Raw genomic sequence first — 17,975 nt, forward strand, 5'->3', positions numbered from 1 at the left:
TTAATTAGTATTTATTAAAAACATTCAACGAAAACGTTTGAAACTATAATCAATTAACAATTGTTTAAACTACAACTAATAAAGTGCCTTATAGTATTGTAAACATGAAATAATTTAGGTTATATAAATTAACTCTTGATTTTAAAAACAAGTGTTCCTAATGGAGGAATATCAATCTCCGCCGAATATTCTCTATAATGCCATTCTTTATCTTCTATCAAAATCTTTTCAGATATAAAATCCCCTGTTCCTCCATACGTTTTTTCATCAGTATTAAATAATGGAATTAGTGTTCCTTTTGCTGATAATCCTATACGATAATTGGAACGTGGTACCGGCGTAAAATTGCAAGCTACAACTAACGTATCCTCAGTCTTGTTTCCTTTTCTAATATAGGCAACTACAGAATTTTCATGATCATCATAGCTTATCCATTCGAAACCATCTGACTCAAATTGTTTTTCATACAAAGCTGGGTGATTTCTGTACAACGAATTAAGATCTGTAATCAACTTTTTAATTCCAGAATGATAATCGTACTGCAATAAATGCCAATCCAAACTACTCTGGAAGTTCCATTCTTCTCGTTGACCGAACTCGGCACCCATAAAGAGTAAATTACTACCAGGATGTGTAAACATATAGCTATATAGCAATCGTAAATTAGCAAACTGTTGCCACTCATCGCCAGGCATTCTGCCTATAATACTTCTTTTTCCATATACCACTTCATCATGAGATAACGGTAACATAAAGTTTTCCGTAAATGCATAAGTCATACTAAAAGTTAAATCATTTTGATGATGTTTTCTATAGATAGGCTCTTTTGAAAAATACTGTAACGTATCATGCATCCACCCCATCATCCATTTCATACCAAAACCAAGCCCTCCAAGAAATGTTGGTTTAGAAACCATAGGAAAAGAGGTAGACTCTTCTGCAATTGTTTGTACATCCGGGTAACTAATATAAATCTCTTTATTTAGTTCCTTCATGAATTCAATCGCTGCAAGGTTTTCTCTACCTCCATATTGGTTTGCTTCCCATTCCCCATCTTCTCTAGAATAATCTAAAAATAACATGGAAGCAACTGCGTCAACTCTTAATCCATCTGCATGGAATTGATCCAACCAAAAAATTGCATTACTAATCAGAAAACTTTTAACTTCATTTCTTTCATAGTTAAATATTAAACTCTTCCAATCAGGGTGATATCCTTTTCTTTTATCAGGATGCTCATATAAACAAGATCCATCAAAAAAGCCTAAACCATGATTATCTTCTGGAAAATGCGATGGTACCCAATCCAATAGAATCCCAATATCATTCTGATGAAGTTTATCTACTAGTAATTTAAATTCCTCTGGATAACCAAAACGAGATGTTGGTGCAAAATAACCAGTTATTTGATATCCCCAAGATGGATCATAAGGATATTCCATAACAGGCATTAGTTCCACATGAGTAAAATTCATTTCCTTTACATAGGAAACCAATTCGTCTGCCAGTTCGGTATATGACAAAGATCGATCTTCTTCTATTTTTCTTTTCCAAGAGCCTAAATGAACTTCATAAACCGAAAAAGGAGCATCGATTGTATTATGTTTTTTTCTATTTGCCATCCATTCATTATCATTCCAATCATATAAATCTTCCCAAACTACCGAAGCCGTTTTTGGAGGGTGTTCACATCTACGTGCATATGGATCCGCTTTTTCAGTTACAATACTATTATTATGAGAATGAATTTTATATTTATAGATATTACCTTTTCCTACTTCAGGTATAAAACCTTCCCATATACCAGATTTATCCCAGCGAACGTGTAATTGATGTTCTCCTTCTACCCAAAAATTAAAATCTCCAATCACAGAAACAGATTTAGCAGATGGTGCCCAAACTGCGAAATATGTTCCTCGAACTCCATCTACCATAATAATATGTGAACCAAATTTTTCATATAATCGATAGTGCTTACCAGCTTTAAAAAGATTAATATCAAATTCAGAAAATAAACTATGTACTATTACTTTACTCATATAAGAATGGTCATGATATTATTAATATCATTTTAACTAAATAGAATATTCTATTTATAATTATTTAATTTAGAAATTATAGATACTTAGATCTTAAAATTATCTGGTATTATAGCACCTTTTCTAAACACTACAATACCATCTTTTATCACATACTTTTCATTATCAATATCTTCTAGATGCGGCCCTCCATTAATAACAACATCATTACCAATTCTACAATCCTTATCAATAATAACGTTATTAATATTACATCTTTCTCCGACACCTATATAAGGTCTATTCTCCTTATCATCAGTTTGCAATTCTTCTATGTCTTGATATCTATCACTACCTATCATATATGTGTTTTTTATGATAGTATCTTTTCCAATTCTGGATCTAATACCAATAACAGATTGTTCTACTTCCTTGGCTTGTATTAAGCAACCTTCAGCAATCATTGATTTATTTAGTAGTGTTCCAGATATTTTTGATGGAGGAAGTATTCTAGGTCTGGTAAGTATATTTCTATCATTATCAAATAAATCAAATTTTGGAATATCATTGGCTAACTCGATATTAGCTTCAAAAAAGGAAGGAATTGTTCCTATATCTGTCCAATAGCCTTCATATTGATATGCTAATACTTTATGATCTTCAATCGACTGAGGAATGATTTCTTTTCCAAAATCTATTCTTGAAGGATCAGAAAGCAAATCAACTAACAATTGTCTATTAAATATATAAATCCCCATTGAAGCCAAATAGTGACGATTCTCACTTTTCATTTCTTCACTTACTTCAGATTCCCAACCTGGAAGTTTATCAGAATTTGGCTTTTCAGTAAATGAACTGATAAAACTATTTTCGTCAGTTTTTAAAATCCCAAAATCGGTTGCGTCTTTTGGGTTAACAGGCAATGTAGCTATAGAGATATCAGCTCCTTTCTCTATATGCGCTTCAATCATATCATTAAAATCCATTTGATATAATTGATCACCTGATAAAATAAGTGCGTACTCAAAATCATGATTAAGAAAATGATGCATCGATTGTCTTACAGCATCTGCAGTACCTTGAAACCAAGTTTTATTACCAGGTGTTTGTTCTGCAGCAAGAACATCTACAAAAGCTTGACTAAAAGAGCTAAAAACATAAGTGTTTTTAATGTGACTATTTAGAGAAGCTGAATTGAACTGCGTAAGCACAAACATTCTTTTAATATCCGAATGTATACAATTAGTAATAGGAATGTCTACCAATCTGTATTTTCCAGCGATAGATACTGCTGGTTTTGATCTACTTTCGGTTAAAGGAGATAATCTGGTTCCTTGTCCACCTCCAAGGATAATTGCAAGGACTTTTTTGTTAATCATTGTGCGATTGTTTTAAAGATTTATATAATTCAATGTATTTATTAGCTGAATTATTCCAAGAATGATCAATTTTTAAAATTTCTTTTTGTGTTTTCCTATATCTATTTTGGTCGTTATAAAATTCAATTCCCCTTTTAATTGAATTATATACATCCTGAACGTTTACCTGATCATGACAGATCCCAAAACCACCATCACCAATATCTATAACAGTGTCTTTTAATCCGCCTATTTTTCTAACTATAGGTACGAGACCATATCGTAAAGAATATAGTTGGTTAAGCCCACAAGGTTCCACTCTAGAAGGCATTAATAAAAAATCAGCGCCTGCATATATAATATGCGATAGTTTTTCATCATATCCTATATATGTATTATATGTACCTGGAAAACGTTCCTTTAATTCCCTTAATTTTGACTCTATAGCCGGATCACCAGATCCTAAAATGAGTATATTAATATCTAAATGCTGTAATGCCTCAGAAACAATATTCGGAAGAAGGTCTGCTCCTTTTTCATATACAAGTCGACCTATAAATGCAAATAATGGTTTATCTATATCAAACCCAAACTCTTTACATAACCAATTTTTATTTTCCTTTCTTCCAGAAACGATATTTTTATTTCCGTAATTACTAATAATCATTGGATCCGTTTTGGGATTCCATGTCTGATGATCAATTCCGTTCAGTATTCCAATACATTTATTTTTTTCGTGTGATAAAAGCCCTTCTAAACCATTAGCTTGACCTTGCAACTCTTCCATGTAACTTGGTGAAACTGTAGTTACTTTCCAAGCACACTTTATTGCAGTAGCTAAAGGATTTATACATTGATCCCAATCTAGTAATCCAATATTATGTAAATCAAATTGTGGTATATAATCTAATTTATCATAAGAAAACTGACCTTGATATTGCGCATTATGAATTGTGAGTACGGTAGGAATATCAATTAAACTTTGATAAACACCCACTTGGGATACTAAAAAAGGTATAAGACCCGTATGGTGATCATGGCAATGTATAATATCAGGTTTTATATCTATAGATAAAAGCCAATTTAAAATCGCTATTTGAAACGCTACAAATCGTTCTGTATCATCTTCATAGCTATAGACATTTGATCTATATAATAATTCCTTTATATCTACTAGATATATTTGAAACCCAAACTCGGAGGATATTACTTTTTTAATCGTAAAATCAAAGGAATTAGATCCCAAAACCAATGAATCAGTATAAATGTCTTCACAAGAAAGCTCATTAATTTTTGAATTATCAAAAAAAGGCATAATAACCTCTGTAATACAACCTAGTTCCGTTAGATATTTTGGTAATGAACCGACGACATCTCCAAGGCCGCCAACTTTTGCTAAAGGATAACATTCTAAACTCGTATGAAGTACTCTCATTATTTATTCTTTAGTGCAAAATTTATCAAATGAACCTGTTGTTAATAACTTCCAACAGGAGTTTAAAGCTATAAAAAAGCTGAAAACATTTACCTATATAAATTTTAAAAAGAATAAGATTTAATGATTATTTAATAATTATTTAGCAGCATTATTTTCGATTTGATAATAATATGATAATTGTCGAAAAATAGACAACGGTTAACAACTAGCTATAAGCTACTTATTGATAGTCCTTAGAGCCTTTTTTATAATATATTTGGTATCTTTTGATGAGCTATTTTCTCCCCATTCTTTACAAACATTAAGAACCCAATCAGGTCTTGTCTTACTTGCATCATTTAACCAGTTACCAACAGCATCCTTTACATATTTTGATGTATCAGATTTCAACGCTTCCAAAATACCAATTGCTTTTTCGGGAGTTTCTTTGAGTTCATCTATTTTTTTTGTCCAAACTCCTATTGGTCTAATCGTTTCTACAGCATAACGTCTTACATTCTCATTAGTATCTTTTGTCCAGTTAGATAATATCATAATAGATTGATCTAAATCTTGAATTATATAATCCTTTGTTGCAAAAATCGCAACTTCTCTAACCCCAAAATGTGGATCTGCAGCAAATGGTTTATTAGTGTGAAGTCTTTCTGTGATTGACATGTCTAATCCACTATAATACTGAGTAGCCCAACATCTACATACATCAGAAGGATGATTAGACAAATAATCAATGACTTTATTATCATTGGTTAATTGAGCAAAAGTTGCGCCTATAACTTTGGTATTGCTATTGGCACTTGGCTTTTTTTGATTAGACACGGCTTCATAAAAACTATCATACCAATTAGATTTGTTTAAATCATCTAGTATACATTTTAGTAATTTTAATTGATCTACAGCTAACCATTCCATAAGGTTAGCTGTTTCAATTAGACCTTTATTTAAATATTCTAATACTTCCGAATCTAAATCTTTAGCACTTCTTGGACCTTTTCGATTTATTATGTGCTCCGGAATCTTTTTATTTGTTTGCATAATAGGTTTTAAATCTGATAACATAATACATTCTTTTAAATATATGATTATTCTTCGAATTGGTTAAAAACATCCATATGAAACATTTGCATTGATTCCGGTTTTATAATTTCAAAAATTTCTAATGCCTTTGGATTTTTCATAATATCTTCTCCAGCTAGCTTAGCCGATTTAATATCTGTCCAATACAGTAGATCAATAAACTTACCGTCGATATTACTTGCGGTTGTTCTATCTATAAATCCATCATATAATTTAACAATATCATTTAAAGAAGTTATAGCCTTCTTAGCTTGTTCTACAGAGTACCCTGGTACTACTTCGAATAATACGATTTCAATTGAATAAGGTTTGTCTTTCATAAGGTTGTGGTTTTGACTAAATGTAGTTGCGCAGCATAAAAACATACTAAGCATAATTGTGTGGATTAAGTGATACATATTCTAATTTTCACCAAAACTACAAGTGGAGTGTGACAACCTTATGTCAGTAGTATTTTTAATGTTCCATATATTTTTTAAAATACTCTTCTAACGTAAAAAATTTTGGAGGGAATAACTCTGAAGTTTCTATTAAATTGATAATTCGATCTGTCCTAAACTCCCTATAATCTTTACGTAATCTACAATAGGCTATTAACACCCATATAGTATTTGTAAAATATACACCTAAAGGTTCAATCGATCGTTTGGTGTATTCTTTAGAAGCAGCTGTATATTCTATTTCTAGTACTCTCAAATCTGTAATAGCTTTTTGGATTGTTGATAAATAAGTGCTAGCTGGAGATTTTTTATAAGGAGGACTAACAATTCTTTTTTCTAAAAGTTCTAACTTTTCTTTTTGTGTTGTATTAAGAATCGCTTTAACTTTTTCTATAGCAGTATTATAGTCAGAAATAAGTGATTCATCATTATTGGTGTGGATAATTTTAGCAGCAGTTATTAATGCATTGGCTTCCTTTTCTGAAAACATAATTGGGGGAAGAGAATACCCATCTACCAAAAAATAACCTGTACCTGCCTCGGCTCCTATAGGAACACCAGCATCAGATAATGCAAGCATATCTCTATAAATAGTACGAATGCTTACATCAAATTTCTCTGCTAAATCTGAAGCTTGAACTATTTTTTTAGATTGTAACTTAACTAAAATAGCTGTTAACCGATGTAATCGTTTCATTTCTACTAATTATTCATAAATTTCATCATCGTCTTCCTCTTCAGAGGAATCCTCAATTTCACTAAGATCGGTCGTAGTATTCATGATATAAGCTACTTCTGCATCAGCTGCCTCTTCAATCTCTTCAGGAGTTAATGCTACCGCTTTTACCCTATTATCACGTATCATACCACCAGTCATTATAAGGCTAGTTCCAATTATTACAAACAATAAAATTCCTGGTTCAAAACCTGGGATCATGGCCTCTGCTGGTATTGCATAAAATAATAATACTGTAATTAACCCTCTAGGAGCTATAAATAATTGAGGAGAAATATCTTTTCCTACAAATAATCGTAACAATACATATCGAATCAAATAAATCGAAATGATAATTAGAATACTTATCAATGCTACTTTTAAATTTAATAAAGAAGATAAGGTAATTGTAATACCAAAAATCACAAAAAACAATGTTCGTACTACAAATGCAGTTTCCGCAGTAATTACATGTAATTCATGGTAAATTGTTTTTGCCTTTTCAAAATCCAATAAACCTTCTAGTTTCCACTGAAAAAACAATTTCATATTAGCGATTACTAGACCAAAAATCAAAATGATAATCAAAGACGATAAATGCATTTTTTTTCCAACTCCATATAACAATAATAAAACAGCTATTAATAGAAATAGTTTTACTTGGCTTTTTATCTTTTGAAAAATTAAAATAATACCATAACTGGCAATTAGTGATATAATAATTGTAATGATTAAGTTAAATGCAAATCCCGAAACTCCAGCATCCTCTGCGGGATTAAGTTTTCCTGTAAGGAAATAAAACATCATAATTCCTAAAATATCAGAGAATGTACTTTCATACACATGAAATTCTTTTTTTGCTTCTGACAACCCGGCTACACTTGGAATAATTATAGCACTTGACAGAATAGATAATGGAGTAGCATATAACAAAGCAGATTGCCACGTCATTCCATCAATCAGTGCCTTTAAAATTACCGCAGCAATATATGCAGATGCAACAAGCCCTATTAAAGCAATCCCAAGAGATTTTAAGATAGGAACTAATTTTTCTTTTTTCAATTTTAATTCTAGCGCAGCCTCTAATACAATCATTATCAGCCCAACAATTCCAAGAATCTCTAGCATCGGGAAAAAATCAAAAGATCCCGCTCCAAATGCTTTAATCGCATACTGAATAATAATACCCAATATAATCAACATTAATACAGCTGGAATATTAGTTTTCTTTGCTATTCCATTAAAAATAAAAGATAAAATAAGGACTAAAGAAACTTCGATTATTAAATTATACGAGGAGAATATTTCCATTGGTTAGTTGTGGTTGTTTAATATTGCAAGGAAAAGATAGTAAATTATTTTAAGGTATGAACAACCTCTTAATCGCAATCATTCGTTAATACTTATTTAACGAAATACTGTAGTTAAAAAGTGTATTTTAGAAACTTAAAATGAACAAAAAACTGTTTTTATGTCTAATCAAGGTTTGATAATCGAAGAACGAAGTAGAGATATTGGTGATTTTCTTGTAGGGAGATTTATTCCTTTTCGAAAAAAAAGAATGGTAGGTCCCTTCATTTTTATTGATCATATGGGTCCAACCATCATTAAAAAAGGAAAATATATGGATGTAGATCAACACCCACATATCGGATTATCTACTTTAACTTATTTATTAGATGGTGAAATTATGCATCAGGATAGTATCGGCACTAATCAACGTATTTCTCCAGGTTCTGTGAACTGGATGGTTGCCGGAAAAGGAGTTACACATACCGAACGTACTCCTAAGGACATGAGAGACGGTACAGAATTTATAACACACGGATATCAAATTTGGGTAGCACTACCAAAACATTTGGAAAATATAGAACCCGAATTTCATCATTTAGATAAAACTGAAATCCCTTCTTGGAATGATGGAACAACTGAATTTAAGTTAGTTGCCGGAAAAGGATATGGTAGAATATCATCGTTGCCTGTGCATTCCGAACTTTTTATGGTAGAAGTAAAAAGTAAAGAACGATATGAATTACAAATCAAAGGAGAGCTAAAAGGAGAAATAGGCATCTGTATCGTAGATGGCGAAATACAAGCCTGTGAAAACAATATTTCTAAAAGAAATATGCTAGTTTCTAAAATAGAAGATACATGTACCATAATTTTAGAGCCAAACACACATCTATTACTTTTTGGAGGGCAACCATTCCCTGAAGAACGTCATATTTATTGGAATTTTGTTTCCTCTAGCACAACTAAACTAGAAGAAGCCAAAGAAAAATGGAGAAACAAACAATTTCCGAAAGTATCTCACGATAACAGTTATGTAATGATGCCCGAATAGTTTTAACCTGATGCTAATTCTCTTCTAATATCGTGCAATGTTTTTGTCGTGTTTACTAACTCCAATACTACTTCTTTTCGGAACTCATCTAAATCCTCGTAATCATAGTACTTTGCCCATTTATGATCTTCTAAAAGAGTTTTTATCTGTTTAATTAATTTACGAGTAGCATCAACTGGACGTATCACAGCAATCTGATCATAAGCAGGATTGTCCTTATGCTTATAACTAACAGTTTTGGTTTCGAAATCTACAGCAATATAATATGCATCTACATCTTGATCTAGATTTTCTCTAAAATCAGTCCAATCTGCATACCCTAAACGAAGATCATCAATCTCTACAGGAATTTCTGAGACCAATCTCCAGTTACACTTAGCAGCTCTACCCCAATGATTAGATAGGCGATATACTCCATTAGTTGTATAATAATAGGTGCTACCAGATTCACTTCGGTAGTGGGGTTTTCTCCTAGAAATTTCTCTTAGACGTACTCCCTTAAATACGCAATAAGTATTCTTAAAGAAATTATTTCGAGTAAACTTCTTTGTTGTAATAATTTGTTCTTCCAATGACAACTTTTTTTTTCCGGGAACAAATAACTTGTTTTTTTAGGAGAAAAAGAAAACAAGTTTTTAACAGAATTATATTATTCTTTGATATCCGTTATTTCTATTTCTACTCTTCTATTATATTGCGGATATGTACCTAAAGGAAATTTACCTTCGAAACCTACGTAAGATAATCGTTCTTTATCAATACCATTAGAAATTAAAAAATCATATACCTTTTTTGCTCTTCGTGTAGACAAATTATCTTCGGGTCTATATAATGTAGAGTCAGCCATCTGCTGAGGTTTTAACTGATTTATATGGCCTTGAAGTTGTATGTGTAATTTCTTTTTTTCCTTTAATTCGTCCACCAATTTATGCAATACAAAATCCGTTCTTGGTAAGAATACAGTTTTACCACCTTGAAATAAAACATTGTCTAAAATAATTCTATCACCCTTCTCGTGATAATCATCAATAATCTGATTCTTATCATTGAAATAAACAATAATATCAACCCTTCTGTTTTTCGTTCTTTGTTCTGAAATAGAAAAATTACTCTCATCATTAATTGGCAATTCTCCTTTGCCTACAGGGGAAAATAGTACGGTCTGCTTATTTGCTTTAATCTTAATTTGTTCAGAAACAAATTCCGATCTTTTTTGAGATAACATAAGATTATTAGCTTCTTCTCCTACATCGTCGCAATAACCAAAAACTTTTATTTTACCAACGTTTTTTAATTTCGAAATTGAATCAATATATCTAGTAAGTCTTGAGAAATCACTAAGTCGTAAGTTCGCCTTATTGGTTTTAAAATAAGTAGAAAATTTAATTTCCTTTTGAGCAATAATAGAAGAACAAAAAAAATGAATGAAAATATAATTAGCCAATTTTTCATAATTATTTCATAAAATTAACATTACTTAAACACAATAACTGGCCAATTATTGTGGTAATATTTACAAAATAATTCTAATCCAAATAATGAATTAGATGAATCATTTCTTACTTCCTAAAACTAAAAACATACAATATCCAAGAAGGTTTCCAAAGAATATTCCAATGTAATGAGGGACTACAAACAATGCTTCGTAAAAAACACCTGCTCGTCTACCCCACTTTCTGGTACAAGCTCTTCCAATATAAGACATTCTCCACCAATGAATTGTTTTACGACCATTACGACCATCTCGATATACTTCTTTACCAGTAGTATATACACAACGTAAATGTCCTCTTAATGAACACTGATCAACAGTAGCAAATTCACCCATTGAATAATCATTATTTTGAAGATTTTCTTTCATAATGAAACTATTAATTTATTATTTCCTATTAGTAGTAAAGTGAATACAAATAGTTCTTTATAATCAGATCATATAAAATCTCAATTCTAGCTCGTAGCAAAATACTCTAACTCTTTAGTAAACATAGAGTTTGTAGGTAAATTTCCTTTTTCCTTACTCAAATATTGAATAATTTCTTCACTTTTTATACGATCTATATTTTTCTGACTATATAATTCAGGAAAAATAGCCATTAAACTATTCTGAATATGTGCTATAAATTTTATAAGATCATTACAATATACTGATGTATTATTAAAACCATTTTCTTTTTTATATCTATGAACCAACCTACCTCCCTGACAGACTTCTTTTATAGGGCAACTAAGACATTGAGCGCACAACTTTGTTGTACTTTCTTCAAAATATAATTTCCCTAAAGGAGATTTGTTAATATCAGAAAAATCATTGTGCAATACATTAATTCCTGATTTTGTAAATCCGTGTCCACAAGCTTTTAAAGAATCTATCGCTTCTATTTCTCCATTTGTTTCGATGACCAAAACGGCAGATTCATTATTTATTTGTTCGGTAATACCTAACAACCTATTTACTAATCCTATAAACATAGGAATCTTATATCGTTCAGAATCCTGTATCCAAACATCAAACAATTTAATTAACCAATCAGCCATTTCTGTTTTATTTTTATCAAACGGAAAATTATCATGTGTATAATCTGGAATTAAGAAATTTACTGAATTTACATTCATTTTCTTAAAACTTTCATACATAGTACCTGCATCTTCTTTGATATTTATTACACAAACTGTATCTGCATATCCTATTTGTTCTTTTAATAATTTAACTCCTTTACACACTTGATCATAACTACCATTTCCACGATGATCTACTCTAAACATATCGTGTGCTTCTTTTGTGCCATCTACGCTCGTACTAGGATAAATATTTAATTCTCTAAACAATGCACACCAATCTTTGTCTATTAAAACTCCATTGGTTTGTATGTCATACTTAAAAATTACATTAGGGAGTATTTTTTTGATATCATTAGCTTTAGCTACAAAAGTTCTGTAAAACTTCTTATCTACTAATAAAGGTTCTCCACCATGGAAAATAAAAGAGAACTCCTTTTTACTATATTTCTGAATATATCGTTTCGTTTTTTCTAAAATGGAATCAATCATTTCATATGACATAAATTTTGGTTGCTCTTTATATGTAGTATCACCAAGATTATACATAAAACAATAAGAACAATTAAGATTACATCTGCTAGCTACTTTGAGTATTAAGGCATCGAATTGCATGAATAAGGAATTAAAAAGTTAAGAATATTAAACTTACTAAGCGAAGTTTGGAGAATAAAAATTGTACAAGTTTACTCCACTCCGCTTAGCATTTTATAAGTTGATTAAACAACCTATTTATCAATATATGTTTGGATATAAAACCAAATCATTTATCTGTGTTGAACTGGATTTCCCACAGTAACAACAATACATCTCTGTAATGTTTCTGACCAAACCTGGCCTTCTGCACATCTTCTACCACCACTAGTTGGGTAATATATAATATCTGGTACATCTACAGTTCCTCCTAAAATAGCCTCCATATTTTTAAGCTCTTTTGTAGAAAATTTGTCTAAGCCTTTGGGTAATAAGAATACCTTTTTCATTATTTGTATGTTTAGATTTTGCCTACTCTTTATGATTTTCGGCGACCTCAAAAAAAGTGTATCTATCAAGCGCGCGTTTTGATTTTACATACTTATATAAAAAGGGAAATTATTTTGTTACCCTCCTTTCTTCAAAAGTTTATATATTAATGGATATAAATAGATATATTTTGAGAAATAAAAGAGTAGGTTGTTTTTAAACTGAAGAGAGATATTACCTGCCATTTATCGGTCATTAAACCGGAAAAAACAAACATTACAATTGCTAAACTATCCTATTGAAAAGAATATCTTTAAAAATTCGTGAATTGGAAAGATCAAATGTTTTTAAGCACCAACTATGAGATGCATAATCTTTAAGCTTCGCCTAGATATACCCAATACCCGTTTTCTTTAATAAACGCAGAGTTTTCGTGAATACATTCTATCTTATTTTTTTCAAAGTAAAAAGCTTTAAACTCCACAGTTCCCTTCATATCGTATTCTAATCCATCTGTAGTATTTAAAACCTCTAACTTAACCCAATTAACAGATTTAGCCCAGGTAACAATAGATTTCTTTTCTTTTAAAGGACGTGTAGTACTATGGTGACTTTTCATTAAGTAATCACCATTAGTTAATACAAAAGCACTGTAGCGAGATCTCATTAAATCTTCGGCAGTCGAAGCTTTTAGTATATCTTTATGAACCGTACCACAACAATTATTATAGGACTTGTCTTTACCACAATAACATTTATTCATTTTCAGAGCCTTTTTCTTTAGATTGATTAGCTTTTCGAACTATCGCTTTTAATCGTTCTGCCCTTTGTTCTTTTTCTTTTTTAAGCTTATTCTTTTTGCGATTCATAAGCTTTGAATGTTTTGCTTTATTTAATGTATTTTTCTCTCTACCTTTTTTTGCCATCTCTAAAAACTTAAATGATTTTACACTTAGAATATAGGACTTACTATTTCCATTTATTCAAAACACTCTCAATTTTTGACTGCACATCTGATCTAATTTCTGTCTTTCTTTTTCCTTTACCAAATTGTTCGTCATAATTAGTCTCTGTATGCCGTATATGTGCTTGTACGGCCAAGTCAATCATTTGTGGGTCAAATTCTTTGGCGTCTGCAGTACGTCCTACCCTTCCACTATGTTTCTTGCAAGCATGTGATGCTATCTTAAACTCTCGCTTTTGAGGACAATTAGGATATTTATTTCTTATTGCATTTGCAAAATTTAAGATATACACTTTATCTTTCTGTTCTCTTACAATAGCTGCCTTTTTATTTTTAAGCTCTCTAGCTTCTCTATCATTTTCGCACTCTAACCGTGCTTTTTCAATTGCTATTTCTTCTACAAACTGCCCTTTACGCTCGTAACGCTTTCTACGTTGATTCCATTTTAAAACGACTCCACAAAGTTTTGAGTGTTTTTTAGACCTTCTAGTCATCGCAGCATTTCCTGCCGGTAATAAGGAGTATCCCAAAAATGGTGAACAAGCAAAACAAGTACCTTTATGATCTTCGGTTTCTGCAACAAACGATTTACCAAAAGGAATTTTTTTACCACAACAAACACAACGTTGTTTTTCTTTTCTAGTTAGAAATATATTTTGAGAAACTGTAGCCAATATAATTTTACTTTTAAGCTACGAAAATAATATTTTATTCTATTTACATCATTAATTAACAATAACGTTTAAATAGTTCTTTTTAATAATTTACAAGTAATAAATGGGGAAAATTCAAATTTTTCCGTTTTAATGTTTGTTTTGTTACGGTTTTTCCGTAGTTTAGTAGTGCCTTAAATCTTAAAATCATAATGCTTATGCAAAAAACTACCCTAGAGAAGCGGTTTAATTCGCAAAATTTAGCAGAGAAATATCGTAACATTTGGAACAAAGGGATACACCTTTTTTCTATAAACGATGCTAATAGAGACTTTTACTATAGTATATTCTACATAGACTTTTTATTCGCCGAAATAATTTATAATAAATTAAACGGTGAAATTATTGCAATAAAAAGTTTTACAGACAAATCTAAGTTAATGTATTATCTCAGAGAAGATTTTAACTAGAACAGCACCTTATTATTATTTGAGTATATAAGTACAATGCGTCTTAAATTAGTTTCTAAATTGAAACATTTTACCCCACTTATCGTGAACAAATTTGAATTTTTTGCCCTAAATAATTCACCAAATTTCTCGGTACTTATATGCTCGATAATTATTGTTTTATAAATTCAGCTATCAAAATTATTATATAAATCCAAAAATTGTATAATACTGTATAACTAATCCCATACCTAATACTTTTGGGAAGATTACCTTTGCAAACTGGAGATTTTTTAAAAACCAAACGTAATGCCCTAAAGAAAATCCAATAAAGCATCGCTAAAAATGTAATTAAAACACTCCATAGCACTCCTCCAAACAACCATAAAAATACTCCTATTAAAATAGTTATTAGAATCCATAATAATATACTTAATACTGTACCTTCGCATCCATCACCAACATCTGGTATATCAGTATCTATATTAAAAAAATCAGATACACCTTCCCTATCATAATCCAATCGATCCGTCATTTTGCCTAAATTATCTTTTAGTTTTACACCATAATATAGACCGATTGTAATAAAGAGAAAAAATATCACAGATAGTATCGTAGTGGATAGCATAGAATTTTCGATAATAGTTCTTTCCTTTTCTAATCCAAATTGCCAAACCTGAAATATTGTGATAAATATGACCAATAACGTAATATAAAATACGCCTTTAGTAGTTATATAATTTAATCTGGATTTCTTTTTCGTACTCATTTATAAATTTATCCTAAATGCTTGTTGTAACTTATTAGCTTGTTTAGACGGTATTCCTGCTTCATTAGCATAGTAACTCCAATTAGCTACAACATCTAATACTTGTTGTATTTCTGTTTTGCTATTTTTATAGCTTATTTTACTCCCTACAGTTAATAAATCGCTGATAGTAAAATCGTTTCTCTTTCCATTAATTGACATTTGGTGCATGCTAGTCCATATCCCTGTTGGATTGTAAGAATATGTAATATCATATGCAGGAGCTAATTTCCACACTCCTTGTTCATCCATTAGAAATGAAATATTTTTAGTATGATCATCTTGATTTCTTGCAATAACATTTAACAACATTCTTTTATATAACTGAATAGCATCTCGATGCGGTAATCTAAGCTGTCGCATAATATCAAATGCATTCTCATAAGAATATGCTCCTGGAGATTTATAATCAAAATGTGCTAAAGAACATAATGTTTGCATATGTAACTTCTTATTATTAGGTAAACGATCAAATCGCTTGGTCATAAAATGTGCTCTATTATATTCTTGAAACAATTGAGAATGTTCCATTTCAATTCCACAATCTAATGCCATTAAATAATATGCATATTCTATTTTCCCATAACCTTGTGGATCTCCTAAAGACACATCATTTACTCCATCGAATTTAAACAGATAATGCTCAAAACCCTCAGGAACATCCGTTTGACCGGATTTAATTTCACCTGTTTTAGAATTATATGCTATAATTGCCTTTGCTCTTTGTCCACCAGCAGAAGTACCTACTTTTATTAATTCATTTAAATGTTCAGTTTCATCAATATTAAGTTCAATTTGTTCTCTAGAATCTAGAACTTTCTGAGCGAGTATAACTAATTTATCTATTACCACATTACTTGCTACTTTATTCCCTAAATTTCTCGCAGGTTGAAACTCTAAGGCTCCCATACCTCGAGATCCTATATAACATAGACGATCTAAAGGTGTAAACTGTGCTTTTGGTATATTATTAAGTAACAACCATTGGTCTATCAATCTATTTCCAAAATCATCAGGCAATACATCTGATAACATTCCAGGAAGTCCTTTGTAAGTATCTTCGTTAAGACGAGGAAAACTATATATTCTTCTCTCTGATGTGCCTAAAGGCATATGTATAGGAGAAACCTCCCAATTATTATTTAAAAATTCAGAGAAATACTCAAAAGATGCGTACTTCTTATCAGTATCCCAACTTAAAGCTCCTAATTCTTTTCCCCAGAGTGTTATTTTTATTACATCTACCATGATGATTTGTTTGGTTTATCTTTTGAATTTCCAGAAGCTCTTTCTCTTTCTTTTCCTTTTAATTTCAATAATTCAACAGGACTAATACCAGGATCCGGCAAAAAAGAACTTAAAGCATCAAGTTCTCCAAAAGCTCGCAATATTTGAATAAATGTAAGTAAGGTTGTCGCTTTACCAGACTCGAAATTTTTTATCGTTTGCACATGTACTCCTGCTCTTTTAGAAAGCTCTTCTTGTGTTATATTAAGATTAAGCCTTCTCTTTTTTACGCGTTGCGTAAGCTCTAACAAAACATCATTATCCGAAAATCTACTTAAATCCATAATCTATAAATTAAGGTATACAAAATTATACTTTATAAGTAATAATATCTCCAAAGTATAGCTAAATATACTTTAAAAAAACATATACAAATATAATAAAGTATATTAAAATATACACAATCACATTAAAAAGTATATAAAGTATATTTTTGTATACTTTAAAAACAACTGATTTATTTATAAGAAAATACAGTTAAAAACCCCTTTTAGCACACTATATATATTCATAATTTTACTAAGAATATAGTTACCCTTCAATCGTCTTATTGCCTCATAAAATATCTGAGGTATGAAAAATTATATCCAATTACGCACAATTAGTATATTATTATTGCTTTTAATCCTTTGTCAGAGTTGTATATCAACACGAGTTGTCAGCGAGTATGATAATGATTCTATAATAAAACATCATAAAACATCTTGGAGTTATGCTTGGGGTTTAGTAACTCCTAAAGATATCAACCCAGAATGTGAATCTAAAAAAATGAATGCTGTTACTAGCAAAACCAATCTTGGGTATATTTTAATTTCAGCAATTACTCTTGGTATAGTAGTCCCACAAACAATAGAATGGGAATGCGCACCTGTAGAAACTCCTATCGAAGATTTATAACTATCTAAAAA

20 protein-coding genes are annotated in these 17,975 nt (G+C 30.7%); 2 read left to right on the forward strand and 18 right to left on the reverse strand.

The window, feature by feature from the left end:
• Positions 1–128: 128 nt before the first annotated feature.
• From glgB to D1815_RS05660, 7 genes are all read right to left on the reverse strand, one after another.
• Positions 129–2,039 (reverse strand): 1,4-alpha-glucan branching protein GlgB, encoded by a 1,911-nt coding sequence (gene glgB, locus D1815_RS05630; RefSeq protein ID WP_118386267.1) that lies wholly within the window; start codon positions 2,037–2,039, stop codon positions 129–131.
• Between the two features lie 86 nt (positions 2,040–2,125).
• Entirely contained in the window at positions 2,126–3,397 is a 1,272-nt protein-coding gene (locus tag D1815_RS05635) for a glucose-1-phosphate adenylyltransferase (protein ID WP_027391398.1), read from the reverse strand.
• Positions 3,390–4,811 (reverse strand): glycogen synthase, encoded by a 1,422-nt coding sequence (locus D1815_RS05640; protein WP_118386268.1) that lies wholly within the window; start codon positions 4,809–4,811, stop codon positions 3,390–3,392. Before D1815_RS05640 ends, D1815_RS05635 begins: the two co-directional genes overlap by 8 nt.
• Before the next feature lie 219 nt (positions 4,812–5,030).
• Positions 5,031–5,870: a DNA alkylation repair protein gene (locus D1815_RS05645; RefSeq protein WP_240337545.1), complete on the reverse strand. Its 840-nt coding sequence runs from the start codon at positions 5,868–5,870 to the stop codon at positions 5,031–5,033.
• A 23-nt stretch (positions 5,871–5,893) separates the two neighbouring features.
• The gene (locus D1815_RS05650; protein WP_118386269.1) at positions 5,894–6,208 is read right to left on the reverse strand and encodes a hypothetical protein; all 315 of its coding nucleotides are present in this window, start codon (positions 6,206–6,208) and stop codon (positions 5,894–5,896) included.
• Positions 6,209–6,344: 136 nt separating this feature from the next.
• Positions 6,345–7,025 (reverse strand): YafY family protein, encoded by a 681-nt coding sequence (locus D1815_RS05655; protein ID WP_118386270.1) that lies wholly within the window; start codon positions 7,023–7,025, stop codon positions 6,345–6,347.
• A 9-nt stretch (positions 7,026–7,034) separates the two neighbouring features.
• Positions 7,035–8,354 carry a cation:proton antiporter gene (locus D1815_RS05660; protein WP_027391394.1) on the reverse strand — a complete coding sequence of 440 codons (1,320 nt, stop codon included), beginning with the start codon at positions 8,352–8,354 and terminating at the stop codon, positions 7,035–7,037.
• A gap of 160 nt (positions 8,355–8,514) precedes the next feature.
• Between D1815_RS05660 and D1815_RS05665 the strand changes: the two genes are divergently transcribed.
• On the forward strand, positions 8,515–9,387 hold the full coding sequence (locus D1815_RS05665) for a pirin family protein (protein WP_027391393.1): 873 nt from the start codon (positions 8,515–8,517) through the stop codon (positions 9,385–9,387).
• Positions 9,388–9,389: 2 nt separating this feature from the next.
• Here the strand turns inward: D1815_RS05665 and D1815_RS05670 are convergent, their stop codons facing one another.
• From D1815_RS05670 to D1815_RS05720, 11 genes are all read right to left on the reverse strand, one after another.
• Positions 9,390–9,959: a hypothetical protein gene (locus tag D1815_RS05670; RefSeq protein WP_118386271.1), complete on the reverse strand. Its 570-nt coding sequence runs from the start codon at positions 9,957–9,959 to the stop codon at positions 9,390–9,392.
• A gap of 77 nt (positions 9,960–10,036) precedes the next feature.
• Positions 10,037–10,831: an OmpA family protein gene (locus D1815_RS05675; protein WP_118386272.1), complete on the reverse strand. Its 795-nt coding sequence runs from the start codon at positions 10,829–10,831 to the stop codon at positions 10,037–10,039.
• A gap of 108 nt (positions 10,832–10,939) precedes the next feature.
• Positions 10,940–11,248, reverse strand: a complete 309-nt coding sequence (locus D1815_RS05680) for a hypothetical protein (protein WP_118386273.1) — start codon at positions 11,246–11,248, stop codon at positions 10,940–10,942.
• A gap of 86 nt (positions 11,249–11,334) precedes the next feature.
• Positions 11,335–12,558, reverse strand: a complete 1,224-nt coding sequence (locus D1815_RS05685; RefSeq protein WP_118386274.1) for a radical SAM protein — start codon at positions 12,556–12,558, stop codon at positions 11,335–11,337.
• Between the two features lie 152 nt (positions 12,559–12,710).
• Entirely contained in the window at positions 12,711–12,926 is a 216-nt protein-coding gene (locus tag D1815_RS05690; RefSeq protein ID WP_118386275.1) for a hypothetical protein, read from the reverse strand.
• Between the two features lie 356 nt (positions 12,927–13,282).
• Positions 13,283–13,669, reverse strand: coding sequence for a YchJ family protein (locus D1815_RS05695; RefSeq protein WP_118386276.1), 387 nt, complete (start codon positions 13,667–13,669; stop codon positions 13,283–13,285).
• On the reverse strand, positions 13,662–13,832 hold the full coding sequence (locus D1815_RS23575) for a hypothetical protein (protein ID WP_162897346.1): 171 nt from the start codon (positions 13,830–13,832) through the stop codon (positions 13,662–13,664). Before D1815_RS23575 ends, D1815_RS05695 begins: the two co-directional genes overlap by 8 nt.
• A 43-nt stretch (positions 13,833–13,875) precedes the next feature.
• The gene (locus D1815_RS05700; protein ID WP_118386277.1) at positions 13,876–14,544 is read right to left on the reverse strand and encodes a DUF2293 domain-containing protein; all 669 of its coding nucleotides are present in this window, start codon (positions 14,542–14,544) and stop codon (positions 13,876–13,878) included.
• A 600-nt stretch (positions 14,545–15,144) separates the two neighbouring features.
• A complete protein-coding gene (locus tag D1815_RS05710) occupies positions 15,145–15,741 on the reverse strand; it encodes a hypothetical protein (RefSeq protein WP_118386278.1) in 597 nt (198 codons plus the stop codon).
• Entirely contained in the window at positions 15,742–17,028 is a 1,287-nt protein-coding gene (locus D1815_RS05715; RefSeq protein WP_118386279.1) for a type II toxin-antitoxin system HipA family toxin, read from the reverse strand. It lies immediately after the preceding gene.
• Positions 17,022–17,351: a helix-turn-helix transcriptional regulator gene (locus D1815_RS05720; protein ID WP_027391382.1), complete on the reverse strand. Its 330-nt coding sequence runs from the start codon at positions 17,349–17,351 to the stop codon at positions 17,022–17,024. Before D1815_RS05720 ends, D1815_RS05715 begins: the two co-directional genes overlap by 7 nt.
• A 289-nt stretch (positions 17,352–17,640) precedes the next feature.
• On the opposite strand from D1815_RS05720, the gene D1815_RS05725 reads away from it, so the two are divergent.
• Positions 17,641–17,964, forward strand: a complete 324-nt coding sequence (locus D1815_RS05725; RefSeq protein WP_027391381.1) for a hypothetical protein — start codon at positions 17,641–17,643, stop codon at positions 17,962–17,964.
• Positions 17,965–17,975 lie beyond the last annotated feature (11 nt).

Origin of the sequence: Aquimarina sp. AD1 (genome assembly GCF_003443695.1) — a bacterium.
GTDB lineage: Bacteria > Bacteroidota > Bacteroidia > Flavobacteriales > Flavobacteriaceae > Aquimarina > Aquimarina latercula.